This window comes from Asanoa sp. NPDC049573 (genome assembly GCF_040676615.1).
GTDB lineage: Bacteria > Actinomycetota > Actinomycetes > Mycobacteriales > Micromonosporaceae > Asanoa.
Window position 1 is genome coordinate 63,628 of sequence record NZ_JBFAPI010000005.1, and the last position, 21,225, is coordinate 84,852.

The 21,225-nt window shown below is 72.2% G+C and carries 19 protein-coding genes and 1 pseudogene; 12 read left to right on the plus strand and 8 right to left on the minus strand.

Annotation, left to right across the window (positions count from 1 at the left end; genetic code table 11):
- Nucleotides 1–2: 2 nt before the first annotated feature.
- Both cobT and cobA read left to right on the plus strand, forming a co-directional pair.
- Nucleotides 3–1,082, plus strand: coding sequence for a nicotinate-nucleotide--dimethylbenzimidazole phosphoribosyltransferase (gene cobT / locus AB0J74_RS13210; protein WP_363447917.1), 1,080 nt, complete (start codon nt 3–5; stop codon nt 1,080–1,082).
- Nucleotides 1,079–2,311, plus strand: a complete 1,233-nt coding sequence (gene cobA / locus AB0J74_RS13215; RefSeq protein WP_363447919.1) for a uroporphyrinogen-III C-methyltransferase — start codon at nt 1,079–1,081, stop codon at nt 2,309–2,311. The genes cobT and cobA overlap by 4 nt, the downstream gene beginning before the upstream one ends.
- Nucleotides 2,312–2,363: 52 nt before the next feature.
- Here the strand turns inward: cobA and otsB are convergent, their stop codons facing one another.
- Entirely contained in the window at nt 2,364–4,964 is a 2,601-nt protein-coding gene (otsB, locus tag AB0J74_RS13220; protein WP_363447921.1) for a trehalose-phosphatase, read from the minus strand.
- Nucleotides 4,961–6,364 carry a trehalose-6-phosphate synthase gene (locus AB0J74_RS13225; RefSeq protein WP_363447923.1) on the minus strand — a complete coding sequence of 468 codons (1,404 nt, stop codon included), beginning with the start codon at nt 6,362–6,364 and terminating at the stop codon, nt 4,961–4,963. The genes otsB and AB0J74_RS13225 overlap by 4 nt, the downstream gene beginning before the upstream one ends.
- A 213-nt stretch (nt 6,365–6,577) precedes the next feature.
- On the opposite strand from AB0J74_RS13225, the gene AB0J74_RS13230 reads away from it, so the two are divergent.
- From AB0J74_RS13230 to AB0J74_RS13250, 5 genes are all read left to right on the plus strand, one after another.
- On the plus strand, nt 6,578–7,060 hold the full coding sequence (locus tag AB0J74_RS13230) for a hypothetical protein (protein WP_363447925.1): 483 nt from the start codon (nt 6,578–6,580) through the stop codon (nt 7,058–7,060).
- Between the two features lie 96 nt (nt 7,061–7,156).
- Entirely contained in the window at nt 7,157–8,833 is a 1,677-nt protein-coding gene (ettA, locus tag AB0J74_RS13235) for an energy-dependent translational throttle protein EttA (RefSeq protein WP_363447927.1), read from the plus strand.
- 4 nt (nt 8,834–8,837) lie between these two features.
- Nucleotides 8,838–9,257 (plus strand): thioesterase family protein, encoded by a 420-nt coding sequence (locus AB0J74_RS13240; protein ID WP_363447929.1) that lies wholly within the window; start codon nt 8,838–8,840, stop codon nt 9,255–9,257.
- On the plus strand, nt 9,254–9,901 hold the full coding sequence (locus AB0J74_RS13245) for a hypothetical protein (RefSeq protein ID WP_363447931.1): 648 nt from the start codon (nt 9,254–9,256) through the stop codon (nt 9,899–9,901). Before AB0J74_RS13240 ends, AB0J74_RS13245 begins: the two co-directional genes overlap by 4 nt.
- 126 nt (nt 9,902–10,027) lie before the next feature.
- Nucleotides 10,028–10,618 carry a YbjN domain-containing protein gene (locus tag AB0J74_RS13250; RefSeq protein ID WP_363447933.1) on the plus strand — a complete coding sequence of 197 codons (591 nt, stop codon included), beginning with the start codon at nt 10,028–10,030 and terminating at the stop codon, nt 10,616–10,618.
- 352 nt (nt 10,619–10,970) lie between these two features.
- Here AB0J74_RS13250 and AB0J74_RS13255 read toward each other — a convergent pair whose 3' ends face one another.
- The 5 genes from AB0J74_RS13255 to AB0J74_RS13275 all read right to left on the minus strand — a co-directional run bounded on the left by AB0J74_RS13255 (nt 10,971) and on the right by AB0J74_RS13275 (nt 15,107).
- Nucleotides 10,971–12,224, minus strand: coding sequence for a PKD domain containing protein (locus AB0J74_RS13255; protein WP_363447935.1), 1,254 nt, complete (start codon nt 12,222–12,224; stop codon nt 10,971–10,973).
- Between the two features lie 93 nt (nt 12,225–12,317).
- On the minus strand, nt 12,318–12,728 hold the full coding sequence (locus tag AB0J74_RS13260; protein WP_363447937.1) for a globin: 411 nt from the start codon (nt 12,726–12,728) through the stop codon (nt 12,318–12,320).
- Nucleotides 12,729–12,837: 109 nt separating this feature from the next.
- Nucleotides 12,838–13,251, minus strand: a complete 414-nt coding sequence (locus tag AB0J74_RS13265; RefSeq protein ID WP_363448358.1) for a DUF5130 family protein — start codon at nt 13,249–13,251, stop codon at nt 12,838–12,840.
- Between the two features lie 55 nt (nt 13,252–13,306).
- On the minus strand, nt 13,307–13,618 hold the full coding sequence (locus AB0J74_RS13270; RefSeq protein ID WP_363448359.1) for a hypothetical protein: 312 nt from the start codon (nt 13,616–13,618) through the stop codon (nt 13,307–13,309).
- 46 nt (nt 13,619–13,664) lie between these two features.
- Nucleotides 13,665–15,107, minus strand: a complete 1,443-nt coding sequence (locus AB0J74_RS13275) for an amidase (RefSeq protein WP_363447939.1) — start codon at nt 15,105–15,107, stop codon at nt 13,665–13,667.
- A 30-nt stretch (nt 15,108–15,137) separates the two neighbouring features.
- Here AB0J74_RS13275 and kynU point away from each other — a divergent pair, with 30 nt between their 5' ends.
- The 3 genes from kynU (at nt 15,138) to AB0J74_RS13290 (ending at nt 17,908) form a co-directional block, all read left to right on the plus strand.
- On the plus strand, nt 15,138–16,388 hold the full coding sequence (gene kynU, locus AB0J74_RS13280) for a kynureninase (RefSeq protein ID WP_363447940.1): 1,251 nt from the start codon (nt 15,138–15,140) through the stop codon (nt 16,386–16,388).
- Nucleotides 16,389–16,489: 101 nt separating this feature from the next.
- A complete protein-coding gene (locus tag AB0J74_RS13285) occupies nt 16,490–17,074 on the plus strand; it encodes a hypothetical protein (protein ID WP_363447942.1) in 585 nt (194 codons plus the stop codon).
- A 6-nt stretch (nt 17,075–17,080) separates the two neighbouring features.
- Complete coding sequence (locus tag AB0J74_RS13290) at nt 17,081–17,908, plus strand: class F sortase (RefSeq protein ID WP_363447944.1); 828 nt, start codon at nt 17,081–17,083, stop codon at nt 17,906–17,908.
- 5 nt (nt 17,909–17,913) lie between these two features.
- Here the strand turns inward: AB0J74_RS13290 and AB0J74_RS13295 are convergent, their stop codons facing one another.
- Nucleotides 17,914–18,453, minus strand: coding sequence for an HNH endonuclease (locus AB0J74_RS13295; RefSeq protein ID WP_363447946.1), 540 nt, complete (start codon nt 18,451–18,453; stop codon nt 17,914–17,916).
- 227 nt (nt 18,454–18,680) lie between these two features.
- Between AB0J74_RS13295 and AB0J74_RS13300 the strand changes: the two are divergent.
- Nucleotides 18,681–19,637, plus strand: a pseudogene (locus AB0J74_RS13300) (mechanosensitive ion channel family protein); the annotation flags it as partial.
- Between the two features lie 214 nt (nt 19,638–19,851).
- Nucleotides 19,852–21,201: an MFS transporter gene (locus AB0J74_RS13305; RefSeq protein ID WP_363447948.1), complete on the plus strand. Its 1,350-nt coding sequence runs from the start codon at nt 19,852–19,854 to the stop codon at nt 21,199–21,201.
- Nucleotides 21,202–21,225 lie beyond the last annotated feature (24 nt).

Consider the following 21,225-nt stretch of genomic DNA (forward strand, 5'->3'; position numbering starts at 1 on the left):
AGATGAGCCTCCTCGCCGACACCGTCGCCGCGATCCGGCCGCTCGACGCCGCGGCCATGGCGGCCGCGCAGGCGCGGCACGCCACATTGACCAAACCGCCGGGCTCGCTCGGGTCGCTCGAGGATCTGGGCGTACGCCTGGCCGGGCTCGCCGGCACCTGCCCACCGCCGTTGCCGCAACCGGCGACGGTCGCGGTGTTCGCCGGCGACCACGGCGTGCACGCCCAGGCCGTCAGCCCGTGGCCGCAGGAGGTCACCGCGCAGATGGTCCTCAACTTCCTGGCCGGCGGAGCGGTGGTCAACGCGTTCGCCCGCCAGGCCGGCGCCGAGGTCGTGGTGGTCGACGTGGGGGTGGCCACGCCGCTGCCGGACGGCGACGCCGCGCCGGGCAGCGCAGGGCCGCGGCTGGTCCGCGCGAACATCCGTCGCGGCACCGCGGACCTGAGCGTCCAGCCGGCGCTGACCCGCGACGAGGCCGCGGCCGCGGTCGAGGTCGGCATACGGCTCGCCGGCGACCTGGTCGACGGTGGCGCCGGCTGCCTGATCACCGGGGACATGGGCATCGGCAACACCACGCCCGCGGCCGCGCTGATCGCGGCGTTCACCGGCGCGGCGGCCGCCGACGTGACCGGTCGGGGCACCGGGATCGACGACGAGACGCACGGCCGGAAGGTGGCGGTCGTGCAGCGGGCGCTCGGCCTGCACCGGCCGGACCCAGCCGACCCGATCGGCGTGCTCGCCACGGTCGGCGGGCTGGAGCACGCCGCCCTGGCCGGTTTCGTGCTGGGTGCCGCGGCGCGCCGCGTACCCGTGATCCTGGACGGGGTGATCGCCGACTCGGCCGCGCTCGCCGCGGCGGCGCTGGCGCCCGACGCGGTCGGGGCGATGGTCGCCGGTCACCGCTCGGCCGAGCCCGGCGCGTCCGTCGCGCTGCGGCACCTCGGCCTGGCGCCGCTGGTCGACCTCGGCCTGCGCCTGGGCGAGGGCACCGGCGCGGTGCTCGCGTGGCCGATCGTGGCCAGCGCGGTGCGGGTGCTGCACGACGTCGCCACGTTCGACTCCGCCGGCGTGGCCGAGAAATGACCGATCTCTACCCCCTGGCGCTCCGGCTCGACGGCCGCCCGGTGCTGGTCGTCGGTGGCGGCGCGGTCGCCAGCCGGCGGGTGCCGGCCCTGCTCGGCGCCGGCGCCCAGGTCACGGTGGTGTCGCCCGAGCTGACACCGACCCTGCACGGCCTCGCCGACGCCGGGCGGCTGCGCTGGGAGCCCCGCCGGTTCGAGGAGTCCGACGTGGACGGCGCGTGGCTGGTGCACGTCGCGGTCGACGATCTCGAGGCCGCGCGGCGGGTCTCGGACGCGGCCGAGGCGCGCCAGGTGTTCTGCGTCCGGGCGGACGACCGGTCCGCGGCGACGGCCTGGACGCCGGCCGTGACCCGGCGCGGCCCGGTCACGGTCGCGGTGCTCGGCGGCGGCGACCCGCGCCGGGCCGTCGCGACCCGGGACGCGATCGCCGCGTTCCTGTCCGGCTGGACGGGTGCGGCCGCGAGCGGCACGGCGGTCACCGCCGGCCCGGCCGCTCCCACCGGGCAGGGCGGCCGCGTCGCACTGGTCGGCGCGGGCCCCGGCGACCCGGAGCTGATCACCGTGAAGGGCCGCCGGCTGCTGGCCGAGGCCGACGTGGTGGTCGCCGACCGGCTGGCGCCCGGGCTGCTGCTCGACGAGCTGCGGCCGGACGCGGAGTTGGTGGACGCGGCGAAGAACCCGTACGGGCCGGCACGCACCCAGGACGAGATCAACCAGATCCTGGTCGACCGGGCCCGGCAGGGCCTGCTGGTGGTCCGCCTCAAGGGCGGCGACCCGTTCGTCTTCGGCCGCGGCGGCGAAGAGGTGCTCGCCTGCGCCGCGGCCGGTGTCCCGGTCACCGTCGTGCCGGGCGTGACCAGCGCGGTCGCGGTCCCGGGCGGCGCCGGCATCCCGGTCACCCACCGCGGCGTCGCGCACGAGTTCACGGTGGTCTCCGGCCACCTGTCCCCGGACGACCCCGAGTCTCTGGTCAACTGGCCCTCCGTGGCGCAGCAGTCCGGCACCGTGGTGGTTCTGATGGGCCTGCGCCACCTGGCCACGATCGCGTCGACGCTGGTCGCTCATGGCCGCGCGGGCACGACGCCGGCGGCGGTGATCCAGGAAGGCACCACGGCGGACGAGCGCACGGTGACCGGAACGCTGGAGACGATCGCCGCCGCGGTGGCCGAGGCGGGCCTGCGCGCACCCGCGATCACCGTCATCGGCGAGGTGGTCACGGCCCTGTCCTGACGGCGAAGGGCCGCCGCGGTGGCCCGCGACGGCCCTCAGGAAATGCGTCAGCTCAGGGCTTGAGCAGCCCCGCCAGCAGCAGCGCGCACCGGATGAGACCGAGGTGGCTGTAGGCCTGCGGGTGGTTGCCCAGCCCGCGCTCGGCCAGCGGGTCGTACTGCTCCGGGAGCAGTCCCGTCGGCCCCGCCGTCGCCACCATCTGCTCGAACAGCTCCTCGGCATCCGCCCGGCGACCGGTCCGCAGGTAGGCCTCCACCAGCCACGACGTGCAGATGTGGAAACCACCCTCGCGACCGGGCAGGCCGTCGTCCCAGCGGTACCGGTAGACGACCGGGCCGCTGCGCAGGTCGGCCTCGACCTTCAGCACCGTCGACAGGAAGCGCGGGTCGTCGTCGGGGAGCAGGCCGGAGAGGCCGATCCAGAGCGACGACGCGTCCATCTCCTCGTCGCCGTAGGCGACCGTGTAGGCACCGGCCTCCTCGTGCCACCCGTGTTCGAGCACGTTGTGGCCGATCCGGTCGCGCAGGCCGACCCACTCCGGGCGGTCCTGGCCGGCGTGCTTGCGCACGACGTGCAACGCCCGGTCGACGGTCATCCAGCACATGACCTTCGAGTAGACGTGGTGCCGGGGCTGGAGGCGGGCCTCCCAGAGGCCGTGGTCGGGCTCGTGCCAACGGCGCTCGACCGCCTGCACCATCGCCTCCAGGACGCGCCACTCCTCCTCGCGGACCGAGCCGCGGGCGTCGGCTACCGCCGCCAGCAGGTCGGCCACCGGGCCGAAGACGTCGAGCTGGAGTTGGTGGTTGGCCAGGTTGCCGACCCGCACCGGGCGGGAGCCGGCATAGCCGGGCAGCGTGTCGATGACCGCCTCGGCGCCGAGCTCGTAGCCCTCCACCGTGTAGAGCGGGTGCAGCCGCTCCGGGTGGCCACCCGTGCGCTCGACGCAGCCGTCGACCCAGCGGAGCAGGCCCTCGGCCTCGTCGATCGAGCCGAGGTCGACCAGCGCCCGCGCGGTCATCGCCGCGTCGCGCAGCCAGCAGTAGCGGTAGTCCCAGTTGCGGACCCCGCCCAGCTCCTCGGGCAGCGAGGTGGTCGCGGCGGCCAGGATCGCACCGGTCGGGTCGTGGCACAGGCCCTTGAGGGTCAGGGCACTGCGGGCCACCAGCTCCCGGCTCTCCGGCGGCAAGCGCAGGCTGCGTACCCACGCCTTCCAGGGCTCCTCGGCGGAGTCCTGCCGGTCGGCCGCGGGCGTCGGGTGCGGCTGCAGGCTCTGCGTGCCGAACCGCAGCTCCAGCAACTGCTCGCCGCCGCGCGCGGTCAGGTCGACGGTGGCCCGCGCGGTGTCGTAGCCGCCGTCTTCGCTGATCTCCCAGGCGACGCCGGGGGAGTAGAGGGCGACCGGCTCGTTGGAACCGAGCACCAGCAGGCCGTCGCCGATCGCCTGCAGCCGCACCTGGACCTGGCCGAACTCGGGGCGGGGTGAGAACTCCAGCTTCACCGTCGCACTGCCGGTCAGGCGGCGGACGAGGGCCGAGTCGCCGGCGATCACGAAACCGTCGGCATGGTTGGCGGTCGGTGCCCGGTCGAGCCAGTCGGTCACGGCCAGGCCCGACCAGCGGGTCTCCACCGTCATCGTGCCGGGCCGGTAGCGCTGGCCGAGCGGGATGCCACCGCGTTCCGGCTGGACCGCGAAGTGGCCGGCGGGGCTGCCGCCGAGCAGGTCGGCGAAGATCGCCGACGAGTCCGGCCGCGGGTGGCACAGCCAGGTGACCTTGGCGTCCGGGGTCAGCAGGGCCACCGTCTCGCCGTTGGAGAGCAGCGAGTGCCGCTCGATCGGCACCGCCCGCTCACCGAAGAGCCAGTGCCGGCGGGTCTGCAGCAGCAGGCCGAGCACCCGGGCGGCCTCGATCGGCTCGCCGACCCGGTAGCCGGCCTTCGTCTCGCCCGGCCCGATCTTCACGCCCACGTCGGGGCCGTGCAGGTTGCCGAACGCGTTCTCGTCGGTGATGTCGTCGCCGATGAACAGCACGGCGCTGGCCGACATCGAGGTGCGCAGCTGGTCGACCGCGGTGCCCTTGTGCGTCGGCACGACGGAGAGCTCGATCACCTCTTTGCCGTGTGTGACGGTGACCTCGGGCCAGGTTGCCGGCCCGGTCGCCACCCGGTCCTTGACCTCGTCGGCCACCGGCCGTTCCGCCGTCCGGTAGTGCACCGCGACGCTGGCCGGCTTGTTCTCCAGGCGTACGCCCGGCTTGCCCGCGACGATCTCGCGGAGTGCCACCTGCAGCCGGGTGCGGACCTCGACCAGTTCGGGGGTCAGCCGCTCGACGAACCCGATGTCGAATTCCGAGCCGTGGCTGCCGACGAGGTGCACCTCGCTCGGCAGCCGCGACAGCGTGGCCAGGTCGCGCAGGGCGCGCCCGGAGACGACCGCCACGGTGGTCTGCGGCAGTGCCGCGAGGGCCCGGACCGCGGCCACGCTTTCCGGCAGGGGTACGGCCATCGTGGGGTCGGCGACGATCGGTGCCAGCGTGCCGTCGTAGTCGCACGCGATGAGCAGTTGCGGAACCCGCGCGATCCGGCCGATGGCCGCACGCAGTTCCGGGTCGATCTGGCCCGCGGCCTTCTGATCGACCTCGACGACGTCGGTCACGCGGCCTCCACGTCAGGCACGCCCAGTTCCCGCAGGAAGGTCCGGGCCCAGTGGCCGACATCGTGGGTGCGCAGGTATCGCTGCATGATCCTTATACGGCGCCGCGCTTCCGGGTGCTCGATGTGCACCGCGCGCAGTAGCGCCTCCTTGACTCCCTCTGGGTCGTGCGGGTTGCACAGGAACGCCTGTCGCAGTTCCGTCGCGGCGCCGGCGAACTCGCTCAGCACCAGCGCTCCACCCGTGTCGGCACGCGCCGCCACGTATTCCTTCGCCACCAAATTCATCCCGTCTCGCAGCGGGGTCACCATCATGACGTCGGCCGCGCAATAGAGCGCGGCCAACTCGTTGCGACTGTACGACTGGTGAAGGTAGTGGACGGCGGGCACGCCGACGCGCCCGAACTCGCCGTTGATCCGGCCGACTTCGCGTTCGACCTTGACCCGCAACGTCTGGTAGTGCTCGACCCGCTCGCGGCTCGGCGTCGCGACCTGGATCATGACGGCTTCGGGCACGGTCAGCTTGCCGTCGGAGAGCAGTTCGCGGAACGCCTTGAGGCGCAACTCGATGCCCTTGGTGTAGTCGAGCCGGTCGACGCCGAGGATGACCGTCTTCGGGTCGCCCAGCTCGGCGCGGATCTGCTTGGCCCGGGCCTGCACGGCCGGGTCGGCCGCCATCCGCTCCATCTCGGCCACGTCGATCGAGATCGGGAACGCGCCCGCCTTGACCGGCCGGCCGTCGACGTCGATGACCTGGCCCTCGTAGCGCAGGCCGAGCAGGTGCCGGGCCAGCCGCACGAAGTTCTGGGCCGCGAGCCGCTGCTGGAAGCCGATCAGGTCGGCGCCGAGCAGCCCGCGCAGGATCTCGGCCCGGAACGGCATCTGCATGAACAGCTCGATCGGCGGGAACGGGATGTGCAGGAAGAAACCGATCTTGAGGTCGGGTCGCCGCTCCCGCAGCATCGCCGGCACCAACTGCAACTGGTAGTCCTGGATCCAGACCGTCGCGCCGTCGGCCGCCACCTCGGCGGCGGCCTCCGCGAACCGGGCGTTGACCTGGCGGTAGGACTCGCGCCAGCGGCGCTTGAACACCGGCGTCTCGACCGCGTCGTGGTAGAGCGGCCAGATGGTGGCATTCGACATGCCCTCGTAGTAGCGCTCGAGGTCGAGCGAGGTCAGCGGCACCGGGTGGATGTGGATACCCTCGAGGTCGAACGGCTCCGGCGCCTCCTCGCTGGTGCCGCCGGCCCAGCCGACCCAGGTGCCCTTGTGCTCCGCCAGCACCGGGTGCAACGCGGTCACCAGACCACCCGGGCTACGCCGCCATTGCCGTCCTTCGTCGGTGGTGACCTCGTCAACCGGTAGTCGGTTCGCTACAACGACAAAAGAGCTACGAACCGTCACGCTCCGCACACCTCCGGTGATCACGGGTCCGCCGTCGAGCCTACCTTCGTGGCCTTGCGGCGCTTCGGGGCCCGGTGGCCCTGATGGACGGGATACCCGTACACCCGAGGTAATGATCCTTCCGTTCGGTTGCTGATGGATGACAGGCTCGTAGGCGTGTCGACACCGGGGCGGAAACCACGCGGACGGGTTCTGCTGTCATTTTTGCTGGCAGTGGCCCTGCTGGGGGCGGCCGGCGCGGCCGGCGGGTGGTTCTACGGGCAGCGCGTGGCGGACCGGCGCGCCGCCGATCGAGGGGCGGAGATCACAGAACAGCCGGAGACGCCGGTGGTACGGCAGCCGCAGGGCGACCCCTGCCCGGACGCGGCCGAGGCGGCGGCCGAGGACGCGGGCTCACCGGGCGGCCTGGTGGAGATCCTCTACATCCGGACCGAAGACGACCGGCAGGTCTGGATCTGCCGGGACACGGCGGGTTCGATCTTCTACCAGGGGTACGTCGGCCCGGTCGGCGGTGACCTCCAACAGGGCACGAACGCCCTGTTCCTGACCTCGGTTACCGAGTCCGGCGGCGGTTATCTGGCGACGAACGAGACCGCCGACGGCACGACGACCTACTCGGTCACCCCCTACCGGCTGACCCAGTCGACCAACGGCAAGGAGTCGACCTATCCGGTCACGGAGCGCCGCCAGAGCTGAACCGGCCGGGGTGATGTGGGCGTTGGTGGAGGAACCTGTCAGGATTGACGACGGCGTTCTGCCGGTATCGACCATTACTCGGAGGTAGGCCGCACCGTGGCCCAGTACATCTACGTCCTGGAAAAGGCGCGCAAGGCGCACGGCGACAAGGTCGTGCTCGACAACGTGACGCTCAGTTTCCTGCCGGGCGCCAAGATCGGGGTCGTCGGTCCCAACGGCGCCGGTAAGTCCAGCCTGCTCAAGATCATGGCTGGGCTCGACAAGACCAGCAACGGCGAGGCGCGGCTGATGCCGGGCTACACCGTCGGGATGCTGGCGCAGGAGCCGCCGCTCAACGACGCGAAGACCGTGCTCGGCAACATCGAAGAGGCGGTCGCCGAGACCAAGGCCAAGCTGGAGCGGTTCAACAAGATCGCCGAGCAGATGGCCACCGACTACTCCGACGAGCTGATGGAGGAGATGGGCAAGCTCCAGGAGGAGCTCGACCACTCCGACGCGTGGGACATCGACTCCGCGCTCGAACTGGCCATGGACGCGCTGCGCTGCCCGCCGCCGGACGCCGACGTGACCACTCTCTCCGGTGGTGAGCGCCGCCGGGTCGCGCTCTGCAAGCTGCTGCTCGAGGCGCCCGACCTGCTGCTGCTCGACGAGCCGACCAACCACCTCGACGCGGAGAGCGTCCAGTGGCTGGAGCAGCACCTGGCCAAGTACGCCGGCACCGTCCTGGCGATCACCCACGACCGGTACTTCCTCGACAACGTGGCCGGCTGGATCCTGGAGCTCGACCGTGGCCGCGCGATCGGCTACGAGGGCAACTACTCCACCTACCTGGAGAAGAAGGCGGCCCGGCTCGCGGTCGAGGGCCGCAAGGACGCCAAGATGAAGCGGCGACTCTCCGAAGAGCTCGAGTGGGTGCGGTCCAACGCCAAGGCCCGGCAGACCAAGTCGCGCGCCCGGCTGGACCGCTACGAGGAGATGGCCACCGAGGCCGAGAAGACCCGCAAGCTCGACTTCGAAGAGATCCAGATCCCGCCGGGCCCGCGCCTGGGCAACACGGTGATCGAGGCCAACAGCCTGACCAAGGGTTTCGGCGACCGGACGCTGATCGAGAACCTGTCGTTCTCGCTGCCGCGCAACGGCATCGTCGGCATCATCGGCCCCAACGGCGTCGGCAAGACCACGCTCTTCAAGACCATCGTGGGCCTGGAGGAGCCGACCGGCGGCTCGGTGCGCGTCGGCGAGACGGTCTCCCTGTCGTACGTGGACCAGAACCGCTCCGGCCTCGACGGCGACAAGACGGTCTGGGAGGTCGTCTCCGACGGGCTCGACCACCTGATGGTCGGCAAGGTCGAGATGCCGTCCCGGGCCTACGTCGCGGCGTTCGGCTTCAAGGGCCCCGACCAGCAGAAGCCGACCAAGGTGCTGTCCGGCGGCGAACGCAACCGGCTCAACCTCGCGCTGACGCTGAAGATCGGCGGCAACGTGATCCTGCTCGACGAGCCGACCAACGACCTCGACGTCGAGACCCTCAGCTCGCTGGAGAACGCGCTGCTCGAGTTCCCCGGCTGCGCCGTGGTCATCTCCCACGACCGGATGTTCCTCGACCGGGTCGCCACGCACATCCTGGCCTGGGAGGGCGACGAGGAGAACCCGGCCAGGTGGTTCTGGTTCGAGGGCAACTTCGAGGCCTACGAGAAGAACAAGGTCGACCGTCTCGGCGCCGAGGCCGCCCGGCCGCACCGGGTGACCTACCGCAAGCTGACCCGCGACTGACCTCGTGGACCGGTTCGTCTTCGAGTGCGTGCCGCGCTGGTCCGACATGGACGTCTACGGCCATGTCAACAACGCGCGCTTCCTGACCCTGTACGAGGAAGCGCGCGTGGCCCTCATGTTCGTCGCGGCCCGCAAGCACGGGGTGACCTCGCTCGAAGAGGGCGTGGTCATCTCCCGGCACGAGGTCGACTACCTGCGCCCGGTCGACTACGGCGAGACCGTGCGGATCGAGATGTGGGTCGAGGAGATCCGGGCGTCCCGGTTCGTGATCGCCTACGAGCTGTTCGACGACGGCGCCCTGGCCAGCCGGGCCCGCTCGGTCTGCGTGCCGTTCGACCTGGCGGCCGGGCGCCCGCGCCGGCTCTCGCCGGAAGAGCGGGCGTTTCTCAAGCCTTACAGCCTCGAGCCCTCCGTGCTGCCGTGAGCCTGTCCGACACCGGTGCGTTCCTCAGCCGGCTGGTCCGGCTGGACGCCGGCGCCGTGGTCCGGATCCGTCCGGTCGGCGGCCGGGTGCAACTCTGGGCCCCGCTGCCGTGGGGCGTGCTGGTCGGCCGCACGGTCGACCTCGCCGCCCCCGTCGACGCCACGGTGTCGGCGGCGGCGCTCTTCGAAGAGGTCGCCCGGGGCGGTGCGACCCTGCCACCGCGGCGCGACGCGGACTGGCGCTGGCCGCTGCCGCCGGCCGGCGGTGGCCGGGTCGTCGAGGCGGTTCCGGCCGCGGATATCCGGCGGGTGGCGACGGCCGCGGCGGGCACGCTGCGGACCGCGACGCGGGAGGGTGTCGGTGGCCGAGCGGTGGGCCAGCGGGCGTTGCGGGACGCGCTGCTCGACCATGTCCCGATCGTCGTCAGCGATGACCAGTCGTCGGTCGATGTCCCACAACGGCTGATCCAGGCAGTCATCCGGATGGGGTTCCTGGGTCGGCCGGACGTATCATCTCACGCAAATATCGATGTCCGTGCATCAGGGAGATGGATAGGCCTCTCTGCACCGTACGGCGTCGCCTGGCTACCGCCCGTTCAGCAATTCTCCCTAAAACCGACACCGCCTCGTACTTTCGGACGATAGCCGGCTATCCGTTCGGGTCCGGCCTGCCGTTGGGGGGATGCCCTCCGCCGACCTTCCGGGTACCGTCACCCCGGGTCCAACGCAACGTACGCGGACGGATTCGCTGGGGAGTGAGGTGCGCGAGCGATGCCTTGGTGGTCTTGGCGTCCCGGCCACGCCGGAGGGGTCAAATCCGAGACTCGTGCGGACGATGGAACAGTCCGATTGGGAGTGCCGCCGCAACGCGATCCCAACGCCGTGGTGCTCGATCCGCTGGCCGCCTTAGCCGTGCCGCGGGAGACGCCCGACAAGCCCGCCACGGTCGAACCGGTGTGCCTACGCCGCCTGGGCGACGCCCTGGACCTGCTCGACATCCGCTACCTGGCCGACGGCGACGGCAGCCTGCTGGCGATGTGGGAACGGCACGCGGTGCTGTTCACCCTCGAAGGCCCGGAAGACGAGATCCTGGTCATCCGCGCCCGCCCACACTCGACAGTCCCGCCGGACTGGGCCGACCGTGCCTACCGCGTCGTCAACGAGTGGAACCACACCCGCCGCTTCTGCAAGGCCTACGTGGGCGACCCCACCGAGCGCGGCCAACTCCCGATCTACGCGGAGATCCAGGTCCCCCTCGGCGCCGGCGCACACGACGCCCTCCTGGTCGAAATGCTCGACTGCGGCGCCGCGGTCTCCAGCACGTTCGTCGACTGGCTCCACGACGAGGGCGCGCTGCTGTAGGCCAACGGCAGGCGCGTTCCCGGGTCCGCGGTGGTCCGGACCGCCGCTCCACAACCAAACCCCTGCGGCGCCGCGTGTGCGTCGGCGCGTCGTCTACGCGGCGTGTCGCGGACCGGCGGCAGGTAGTCGCGGAGGCGTACATGTTTTCGCATGTACCTACATGCGAAAACATGTCGGCTCGCGAGAGACCACCCCTTCGGCGCCGCGACACGCCCGAAGGGGGCCGCGTGAGACGCCGGGCGTGGCCCACCGCGGGCCTGGCAGGGCCGGGCCCCCAGGCCCGGACCGGTCCCCGGCGGGAGCGACGGTCCGGACCACCGCGGACCCGGGACAACGCTTCAACGGGTTTGATCTAGAGCGGGAACATCCCGATGCGGCCGTGGTACTCCTTGCCGAGTTTGTCGGTGTCGGAGCCGACGTAGAGGCCGTAGGACGTGGCCACGATGGCTCGGGCGCCGACGCCGCGGGCGCGGGTGGGGTTCCAGGGCAGGGCCTTGCCGGTTTTCGGGTTGATGGCCCCGATGCCGGGGCGGTCGACCGCGCCCGGGCCCTTGGTCTTGTCGCCGCGCGGGTTGTCGAGCCACTGCTGGTGGCCGCCGACGTAGACCGCGCTGCCGGTCACCGAGACCGAGAACAGGGTGTTGCCGCCCGTGTGGTTGACCCAGGTGGCCCGGTGTAGGCCGGCGCCGGCCGTTTCGAAGCGGGCCGCGGTGTCGCACATCCGGGCGGGGCCGGGAAGGGCGCCGGTGGTGACGGTGACGAAGTAGGACCCGTCGGGGGAGAAGTCGACGCCGCGCAGGTAGGTGTCCAGGGAGCGGTCGCAGGCGCCGGCGAAGGCGTCGGTCCGCCAGGTGGAGAGCACCGCCCGCGGGCCGGAGACGTCGAACATGGCGAGTTGGCTGCGGGCCTGGCCGGACGCGTGGGTGAGCGCGCCGACCGCGACCAGGTTGCGGCCGTTGGGGGACAGGGCCATGTCCTCGACCCGCACGCGGGCCAGGCTGGGCGCGGTCAGGCGGGCGTCGAAGCCGGTGTCGACGGCGCCCGTGACGCCGTCGAGGCGGGCCAGGCCGGCGCGGTTGACGCCGTTGATCGCGGAGAACGGGCCGCCCGCGTAGAGGCGCCGTCCGTTGACGGCCAGGGTACGCACGTCGCCCCAGTTGATTTCGGCCTTGAACGGGGCCACCCGGGCGCCGTTGGGCACCGACAGGCGGGTCAGGCCGCGCGACGCGACGCCGTTGACCGTGCGGAACGCGCCGCCGGCGTAGACGGTGTTGTCGGGGCCCGCCGCCAGGGCGTAGACGGCTCCGTCGACCGCCGGGGCGAAGTTGGTGCGGATCACGCCGGTCTTCGCGTCGAACGCGAACAGGTAGGGGCGGCGGATCGGGCGGAGGCCGTTCTCGTTGGCGACCGAGCTGAACGTGCCGCCGACGACCACGGTCCGGCCGACCACCGCGATCGCGCGGACGGTGCCGTCGAGCGCGTGCGGCGTGAAGTCGACGGGGTCCGCCGACACGATCCTCGGCTGGGCGACGTCCGCCTGGGCCGGCATCGCGCCGGCGACGGCGGCGAGAACTAGCACGGCGGCGGCGATGAGTCGGCGACGCATCTGGGCGGGGCTCCTCGGGCGTGCGGCCCCCGCGATCCCTGTCCGCGGCGGCGGTCGTGCGGATCAACGACCGAGAAGTGCCCCGCGAAACGTTTATGTCGGGTTTGTCGCGTCCATGGTGTTGACCATGAAGTAGGCGGCGCGCTCCAGGTACTCCCAGAGCGTGCGCTCCTGGTCTTCCGGCAGGTCGAGCGAGTCGACCGCGTCGCGCATGTGGCGCAGCCAGGCGTCGCGCTCGTCCGGGCCCACCCGGAAGGGTGCGTGCCGCATGCGCAGGCGGGGGTGCCCGCGCTCGGCGGAGTAGGTGTTGGGGCCGCCCCAATATTGCATCAGGAACAACGTCAGTCGCTCGGTCGCCGGCCCGAGGTCTTCCTCGGGGTAGATCGGCCGCAGCAGCGTGTCGTCGGCCACGCCCTCGTAGAAGCGGGCCACCAGCTTGCGGAAGGTCGGCTCACCCCCGACGAGCTCGTAGAACGTCGGCTGGCCGGCTCGGGGTGCAGTCACGCTTCCATCCTGCCAGGCGGGATCGCGAGATCCATTCACGTGGGGCTGTGCCGTGCGGCACGACGAAGGCCCGGCCCCGGGTCGGGTGCCGGGCCTGTCGAAAACGAACTCAGGAGCGGCCGGCGCGGGTGGCGAGCTGGTCGAGGCCGCTGATGATGCCGCCGGCCAGGTCGCCGCCGCCGAAGGCGGCCACCATCGACAGCGCGGCGAGCTTGGCGTCGCGGTCCGGGATCCGGCGCCGGGCGTCGCCGCCGGTCACCACTTCCAGGACGCGCTGGTTGGGGCTGACCGCGAGGAGCACCGCCGAGGCGGCGTTGGGCAGCTGCTGGTGCATCCGCTCGGCGTGGCCGCGGACGGGCTCCTCCAGCTCTCCGACGTAGACGGAAAAGGTGAGCCCGGTCGCCCGGTCGGCGGTGCGCAGCGCGTCGTCGAGGCGGAGCAGCTGGCGGGTGCCGAACGGGCCCTCGAGCACCTCGGGCTGGCCGTAGTGGTCTTCCTCGATCGCGGCCTCGCGGCCCTGCACCGCGGCTTCGACGTCGGCCGAAGGCACGACCGCGTCACCGGTCGTCAGTTGACGTTCACCAGCGGTCACTTGCGCCTCCAACCTTGCCGGCCGAGGCCGCCGAGGGCACCGGCTCGATCGCGCCGACCGGCCCGCCGTAGGGGGTGCTCGCGGTGCTGAGCGCACGGGTTTCCCCGGCCTCGATCACGTGCGAGTCGGGCTCCTCGGGAGCGTGCGAGAGCAGCTCCGGCGAGGACAGGAACCAGACCGGCCGGAAGTCGTAGGGCCGACCGGGCCGGTAACGCTTCGGACGGGGACCCCCGCCCGCGGCCGCGAGCCCCGCGATCACCAGCACGGCGGCCGCCGGAATGACGACGAAATAAAGCACCGTCTGTGTAACTGACAACGCCAACGCCCCTTCAAGCCCAGCCGGCTCAGACGCCGTTCACGGTAGCGGAGGGCGCGTCCGTCCAGATCGCCGGGTGGCGATCAACACGCCCGGCGAGCCGCTCCAACTGCGCGGCCGCGGCCAGCAGCCGCGCGTCGTCGCCGTAGCGCCCGCTCAACAGGACACCGACCGGAAGACCGTCGGTGGTCGCGCCGGTCGGCACGGTCACCGAGGGTTGGCCGGTCACATTGAAGATCGCACAGTACGGCGAGAAGCGCCGCTGCCGGTCGAAGTCGTCGGCGGGTTCGCCCGCCGACGTGAACCAGCCGATCTCGGCCTGCGGCACCGCCAGCACCGGGCTGAGCAGCACGTCGTAGCCGGCCAGCGGGGCCAGCCCCTGCCGCACCCGGGTCTGCAACTGCGCGAGCACGCCCATCAGCTGGCTCGCGCTGACCGTGCCGCCGCGGGCGCGCAGATAACGCGTCAAGGGCAACAGGGCCGGTTCCTTCTCCGGGGGCACGGGTGCCAGCGACAGCACGTACCAGATGGTCTCGAACAGCGGCCACATGTCCGGCGTCAAGGGCGCCGCGACGTCTTCGACGTGATGGCCCGCATCGCTCAGCGCCGCGGCGGCCGCGTCGACGGCCGCCACACACGCCGGGTCGACCGGCGTGTCGACCAGCATCGGCGCGGTGAACCGGCCGATCCGCAGCGGGCCGGGTGCGGCGGTGCGGGCGGCGCCGAGGTAGCCCCCGCCCGGTGCCGGCGGTGCCAGGTAGGGCTCGCCGACCGTGGGCACCGCCATCGCGTCGAGGAACGCGGCCGCGTCGGTGACCGTGCGGGCCAGCGCCCCGTGCGTCGGTAGGCCGAACCCGGCGAAGCCGAGCGGGCCCCCGGAGACCACGCCGCGGCTGGGCTTGTAGCCGACCAGGCCGCAGATCGCCGCCGGGATCCGCACCGAGCCGCCGCCGTCGGAGCCCTGCGCGACCGCGACCAGGCCGGCGGCGACCGCAGCGGCCGCGCCGCCGCTCGACCCGCCGGCCGTGTTGCCCAGCGCCCACGGGTTGCGGGCCGGCGGGGCGACCAGGCTCTCCGCGTGGCACGAGGCGCCCAACTCCGACGTGGTGGTCTTGCCGAGCGACACGGTGCCGGCCGCGCGCAGGTAGCCGACCACGTCGGCGTCGACCGGCGGCACGTAGTCGGCGAACGCGGCCGAGCCGAACGTCGTGCGTACGCCGGCGGTCATGGTCAGGTCTTTGATCGCCGTCGGCACGCCGTGCAGCGGACCCCGCGCGTCCGTCGGTGCCGCGTCGAGGGCGGCCGCCTCGGCGCGGGCCCGGTCGGCGGTCACGGTGACGAACGCCCCGACGGTGTCGCCGAAGGCGGCCACCCGCGCCAGGTAGTGCTCGACGAGTTCGGCGCTGGTCAGCTCGCCGCGGGCGATCGCGGCCGCCTGGTCGAGTGCGGTGAGGTCGTGGAGGTCCGCCATGCCTCCATCCTGCCCGGCTACGGTGTCGGCGTGCCCGTTGATCGCCTCACCCAGGCCCACCGTCTCGACGCCGCCGACCCGCTGGCCGCTTTCCGCGACGAGTTCGTCATCGGCGAGCCCGATCTGGTCTACCTCGACGGCAACTCGCTCGGTCGGCTGCCGCACGCCACCCGCGACCGCCTGCGCGCCGCCGTCGACGAGGAATGGGGTGTCGACCTGGTGCGCGGCTGGGACCGCTGGATCGGGCTGGCCCGCGAGGTCGGCGACGTGCTGGCCGGCGGGGTGCTGGCTGCCGACCCGGGCGAGGTGGTGCTCGGCGACTCGACCAGCGTCAACCTCTACAAGCTGGCGATGGCCGCCTGCGACGCGCGGCCCGACCGGCGGGTGATCGTCACCGACGACGACAACTTCCCGACCGACCGCTACGTGCTGGAGGGCGTCGCGGCCACGCGGGGGATGACACTGCGGGTGATCCGCTCCGATCTGGACACGGGCGTGTCGGCGGCCGCGGTGCGGGAGGCGCTCGACGACGACGTGGCGCTGGTGTCGCTGTCACATGTGGCCTACCGGTCGGGCGCGATCGCCGACCTCGACGGGATTACCCGGGCCGTGCACGCGGCGGGCGCGCTGGTGCTCTGGGACCTGTGCCACTCGGCCGGCGCGGTGCCGGTGCCGTTGCGCTCCGCCGGGGTCGATCTCGCCGTCGGGTGCACGTACAAGCACCTCAACGCCGGCCCAGGCGCGCCGGCGTTCCTCTACGTGCGGGCCGACCTGCAGGCGGAGTTGCGGCAGCCGATCTGGGGCTGGTTCGGGCAGCGGGACCAGTTCGCGATGGGGCCGGCGTACGACCCGGTGCCCTCGGTGGACCGCTTCCTGGTCGGCACGCCGCCGGTGCTGGGCGGCTACGCGGCGCTGTGCGGTGCCCGGCTGAGCGCGTCGGCGGGCATCGACCGGATCTTCGCGAAGGGCACCGCGCTGGGCGACTTCGCGATCGAGCTGTTCGACGAGTGGCTGGCGCCGCACGGCTTCGCGCTGGCCTCGCCCCGGGCCGGCCGCGGCGCGCACGTGACGCTGCACCACCCGGGCGCCTGGCAGATCAGCCAGGCGCTGCGGGAGGCCTCGGTGATCCCCGACTACCGCACCCCGGACCGGCTGCGGCTCGGCCTCGCGCCGCTCTACACCCGGTTCGTCGACGTGTACGAGGGCCTCCACCGGCTCCGCACGATCATGGAGGCCGAGTCCTGGCTCCGGTTTTCCGCGAATCGTTCTCGGGTTACCTGACCGATTTCGGGTCTTTCCACCGATAGGCGGGGTTATGGTCTCCCCATCGAAGGGGGGCTTTCGTGTCAGTCGTTTCTTTTGCCGCGCTTAGCCGGATCGTGGTGGTTGGGGCGGCCGCGGCGGCCGGGACCGTACTGGTCGCCGGCGCACCGGCCCGGGCCGGCAGCGGCGCCTGGGTCGAGCTGAGCCCGAGCACCGTCCAGGCGGGCGAATCGGTCGCGATCAAGGCGAGCTGCGAGGACAACCTCAAGCAGGACGAGGGGAAGCCCGAGCAGGGCCCGGGCGGCGCGGCCGACCAGGGCCAGGGCGGCGCCCCCGGCGGGGGAGCGCCCGACCAGGCCGGCGCCGGCCACCGCCCGCCCGAGGCTACGGTGACCTCGAAGGCGTTCGGCGAGGTGCCGCTGATCTCCGAGTGGGGCTTCCTGGTCGGCGACGCGATCGTGCCGCCGGACACCCGCCAGGGCGACTACGACGTCAAGCTGAGCTGCGCCAACGGCAAGAGCGCGTCGACCAAGCTGAAGGTGATCGGCAACGTCCGGCCGACCTACGGCCCGCACACCGGCGGTGGCGGCCTGGCCGGCTCGGACAGCGACGGGGGCATGGTGACCCTGGCCGGTGGCCTGGCGACTGTCGTGGCCGGCGCGGGGCTCGCCGTGGCGCTGCGCCGGCGCCGGCGGCTGGTCTAGCCCGCCATGTCGGATGAGCCGGAGCGGATCCCGGTCATCCGGGACCTGCTCCGCCTGCCAGGGGCGAGCGCGCCCCCACCCGCCCCGCCCGTACCCGTTCCCGTTCCCGCTCCCGCGCCCGGCCCCACCGCCGGGACCACCGACCCGGGCCCGAAGGCCGCCGCCTCGGCCCGGGTCGTCGGGCTGTCCGAGCGCCAGGCCAGGCGGCGCCGGCGGTTGGGCGTACCCGGTGTGCTGGCCCTGCTCCTGCTCGGTGTCTTCCTCTCCGGTCTCGGGCTGGGCCAGGTGACCGGCGGCTTCGCGCTGCCGAGCTTCTCCTGGTTCGGGCCCGACGCGAAGCCTCCGCCGCGGGATTTCCCGGTGCTGGCCGCGAGCCGGCCGACCCGGATCGCCATACCCGAGATCGGCGTGAACGCGCCCGTGCACGATGTCGGGCTGGCCGACGACGGCACGATCGCCGTGCCGCCGGTCAACGAGCCCAACGAGACCGGCTGGTACGAGGCGGGCCCGACACCGGGTGAGTTCGGACCGGCCGTGGTCGTCGGGCACGTCGACACCAGGACCGGCCCGGCCGTGTTCGCGAAGCTGTCGGCGCTGGCGCCCGGCGACCGGGTGGAGGTGACCCGGCGGGACCGGTCGGTGGCGGTGTTCGAGGTCAACTCGGTGGAGCGGTTCGACAAGACCAGCGTGCCGGCCGACCGGGTCTACGGCGACTTCAGCCGGCCCGCGCTGCGGCTGATCACCTGTGGCGGGCGCTGGGTCGGCGGCGCGACCGGTTACGAGGACAACATCGTGGTGTTCGCGTCGCTGGTCTCAGCGCACGACGCCGCCTAGCGCGCTCAGGCCGCGGCGACCTCCGGTGCGGGCAGGTCGAGCCAGCTCGCCCAGCGCGGGTCGGGCGCGCGGTGGCCGAGCACCCGCCAGGCGACTCCTTTGGGTGCCGCGGGCTTGGTGAGCAGCCGCCAGCCGAGCTCGGCCGGGGTCTTGTCGCCTTTGCTGTGGTTGCACCTGGCGCACGCGGCGACGACGTTCTCCCAGGCGTGCCGGCCACCCCGGCTGCGCGGGAAGACGTGGTCGATGGTCTCCGCCGGCCCTTTGCAGTAGGCGCAGCGCCAGCCGTCGCGGGCGAATATCGCGCGCCGGGACAGCCCGACGGTGGCCCGGAACGGGACCCGGACGTAGCGGGTCAGCCGGACGACCGACGGCACCGGAAGCTCGTGCCGGACGCTGTGCAGAAATCCCTCACCGTCGGCGACACAGACAGCCTTGGCGGATAGGACGAGGATCGCGGCTCTTCGCACTGACACGACGCAGAGGGGCTCGTAGGTGGCGTTCAGGACTAATACCCCGGAGCCCACAGCCGGTCGTATGTCAGGCATCCCGCTCACCCTCTCGGTAGTCCCGTGCAGCAATAGTCCCTGATGGGGGACCCGATTGCACGCACTAATCGGGGGTCGGGAAGTGAAGCTTCGGTTTCGTGTGGTGAGATGGTCGGTTCCGTCCGGTTGCGACCATGGTCGGGCCGCCTGATCGGCCGAACGGCCCATGCGGTACGAACACATGTGTGACTGCCATCGACACGGCCAGCTGTGCGACTACTGACCGCCTTTGTGGCTGGGTCCTGGATATGACCGGTTCGTCCTGGGTAGCGGAGGGCAGCTACTACTTCCTGGTCAAGCCGCTGCGGATCCTGGCGATCCTGCTGCTCGCCGTCTTCGCCCGCTACCTGCTGCACAAACTGATCAGCCGGCTGGTCCGGACCACCTCCGAGGGCTCCGTGCCGGCGATCCTCAAGCCGCTGCGCAACCGGGTCCCCACCGCGGCCGTTGACCCGGCGGTCGTCGTGCCGGAGCGGCGCCGCCAGCGGGCCGAGGCGATCGGCTCCGTGCTGCGCAGCCTGGTCACCGCCTTCGTCTTCTCGATCGCCCTGCTGATGGTGCTCGAGGAGCTCAGCTTCAACCTCGCGCCGCTGCTGGCCAGCGCCGGCATCCTCGGCCTGGCCGTCGGCTTCGGCGCCCAGAGCCTGGTCAAGGACCTGCTCGGCGGCCTGTTCATGCTGCTCGAAGATCAGTACGGGGTCGGCGACACGGTCGACCTGGGCGAGGCGACCGGCGTGGTGGAGTCGGTCGGGCTGCGGATCACCACGGTGCGGGACGCCCGCGGCGTGCTCTGGTACATCCGCAACGGCGAGATCATCCGGGTCGGCAACAAGAGCCAGGGCTGGGCAATGCTCATGATCGATATGCCGATCGGTTTCGCCGACGCCGAGGTCGCGGTCGACGTGCTGCGGACGGCGGCGGCCACCGTCTATGCCGATCCGGAGCTGACAGAGAACTTCGTCGAACCGCCCGAGGTGCTCGGCGTCGAGTCGGTGACCGTCGACGGCACGGTCATCCGGACGGTCGCCAAGACCACTTCAGACGGTCAGTACGTGGTCGGCCGGGAACTGCGGCGCCGGCTCACCGAGGCCCTGGCCAGCGCCGGCGTCACCGCCCAGCTCGCCGCGGCCCGGGTCTTCCCCCGACCGGCCACTCCGGAGGGTGAATCGCAAGGCGTGTCCTGACCCATCCCGCACATCGAAGAGCGTGCCGGCCGGGGTCGCGCGCCACTCGAACGGTCGGGTATCGTCCGATCGTTCAGTCGGACAAGCGACGCCCTACCCGTTCGCCCTAGCCAGTTGTCAGACGATCGGGCAGAATCCGTCACAAGCTCACTTCATTCCCGACGTCTGACAACGTTGCTCGGTCGCACCGCCAAAAGTGGGCTGGCCGAGGGCGATGGAGGCTTACCCAGTGTCCGATGAGACACGACCGTCCAATCGGCCGGCGACCTTCCGTGAGGTTCTCGGCCAGCGCGAATACCGCGCGGTCTTGGCGGCGAGTGCGCTCTCGTGGCTGGGTGACTACATCTCCAAGGCCGCCGTCACGGTCATCGTCTACCAGGAGTCGAAGTCGGTCGCCCTGTCGGCCGCCGCCTTCGCGATCAGCTACCTGCCCTGGCTCGTCGGCGGCCCGCTGCTGGCGACGCTGGCCGAGCGCTACCCCTACCGCAACGTCATGGTGGTCTGTGACGTCGTGCGGATGGTGCTGATCTCGCTGATCGTCATCCCCGGCCTGCCCGTGCCGGTCATGCTCGTGATCCTGTTCGTGGCCACTCTGGCCAACCCGCCGAGCCAGGCCGCCCGCTCGGCGCTGATGCCGCTGATCCTGCCCGGCGACAAGCTGGTCGTCGGGCTGGGCCTCAACAACAGCACCGGCCAGGCGGCCCAGGTCGCCGGCTACGCGATCGGCGCCGGCATCGCCGCGTTCAACCCGCGCGCCGCGATCGTGCTCGACGCCACCACGTTCCTGGCGTCGGCGTTGCTGATCTGGTTCGGCACCCGGCACCGTCCACCCGCGATGCGCTCCGCCGACCGGTCCAACCTGCTCCGCGAGACCGGCGAGGGCTTCCGGCTGGTCTTCGGCAGCCGGGTGCTGCGCGGCGTGGCCCTGCTGGTCTTCTCGGCGATGCTGTTCTCGATCGTCCCCGAGGGCCTGGCCGCGGCCTGGGCGCAGGACAAGGCCGAGGGCACCACCGCGGGCGCCTACCAGGCGCTGATCATGGCCGCCAACCCGGTCGGTTTCATCGTCGGCGGCCTGGCGATGGCCCGCCTGGTGCCGCCCAACCTGCGCCGGGTGCTGGTCCGCCCGTTCGCGGTGTTCTCCCCGCTGGTCCTGGTGCCGGCCCTGCTCAACCCGTCACCGGTCTGGGTGGCGGTGCTGGCGGCGTTCTCCGGCTTCGCCGTCGCCGGCCTGATGCCGGTCGCCAACGGCCTGTTCGTGCAGGCGCTGCCGCACGGCTACCGGGCCCGCGCGTTCGGCGTGATGGCCACCGGCGTCCAACTGATGCAGGGCGCCGCGGTGCTGGTCACCGGCCTGCTGGCCGAGCATTTCGACATCCCGCTGGTGGTCGGCGTCTGGAGCATCGGCGGCGTGCTGCTGATGCTGGTGATGGCCGGCAGTTGGCCGACCGCACACCAGTTCGACGTGGCCATCGCCGAAGCGGCCAAGTCCCACCCCGAAACCGCCGAGGCGCCGCCGCCCCAGCGCGGCCCGTCCAGCCACCGCCCGGCACACGCCCGACCCTGACCCCGGGGGTCAAGATCGCCTAGT

Excerpts from the sequence above, each read along its gene's own strand:
- cobT (WP_363447917.1), top strand. The coding sequence starts at position 3 with ATGAGCCTCCTCGCCGACACCGTCGCCGCGATCCGGCCGCTCGACGCC.
- cobA (WP_363447919.1), top strand. The coding sequence starts at position 1,079 with ATGACCGATCTCTACCCCCTGGCGCTCCGGCTCGACGGCCGCCCGGTG.
- AB0J74_RS13250 (WP_363447933.1), top strand. The coding sequence starts at position 10,028 with ATGCCTTGGTGGTCTTGGCGTCCCGGCCACGCCGGAGGGGTCAAATCC.
- AB0J74_RS13255 (WP_363447935.1), bottom strand. The coding sequence starts at position 12,224 with ATGCGTCGCCGACTCATCGCCGCCGCCGTGCTAGTTCTCGCCGCCGTC.
- AB0J74_RS13275 (WP_363447939.1), bottom strand. The coding sequence starts at position 15,107 with ATGGCGGACCTCCACGACCTCACCGCACTCGACCAGGCGGCCGCGATC.
- AB0J74_RS13290 (WP_363447944.1), top strand. The coding sequence starts at position 17,081 with ATGTCGGATGAGCCGGAGCGGATCCCGGTCATCCGGGACCTGCTCCGC.
- AB0J74_RS13295 (WP_363447946.1), bottom strand. The coding sequence starts at position 18,453 with ATGCCTGACATACGACCGGCTGTGGGCTCCGGGGTATTAGTCCTGAAC.
- AB0J74_RS13305 (WP_363447948.1), top strand. The coding sequence starts at position 19,852 with ATGGAGGCTTACCCAGTGTCCGATGAGACACGACCGTCCAATCGGCCG.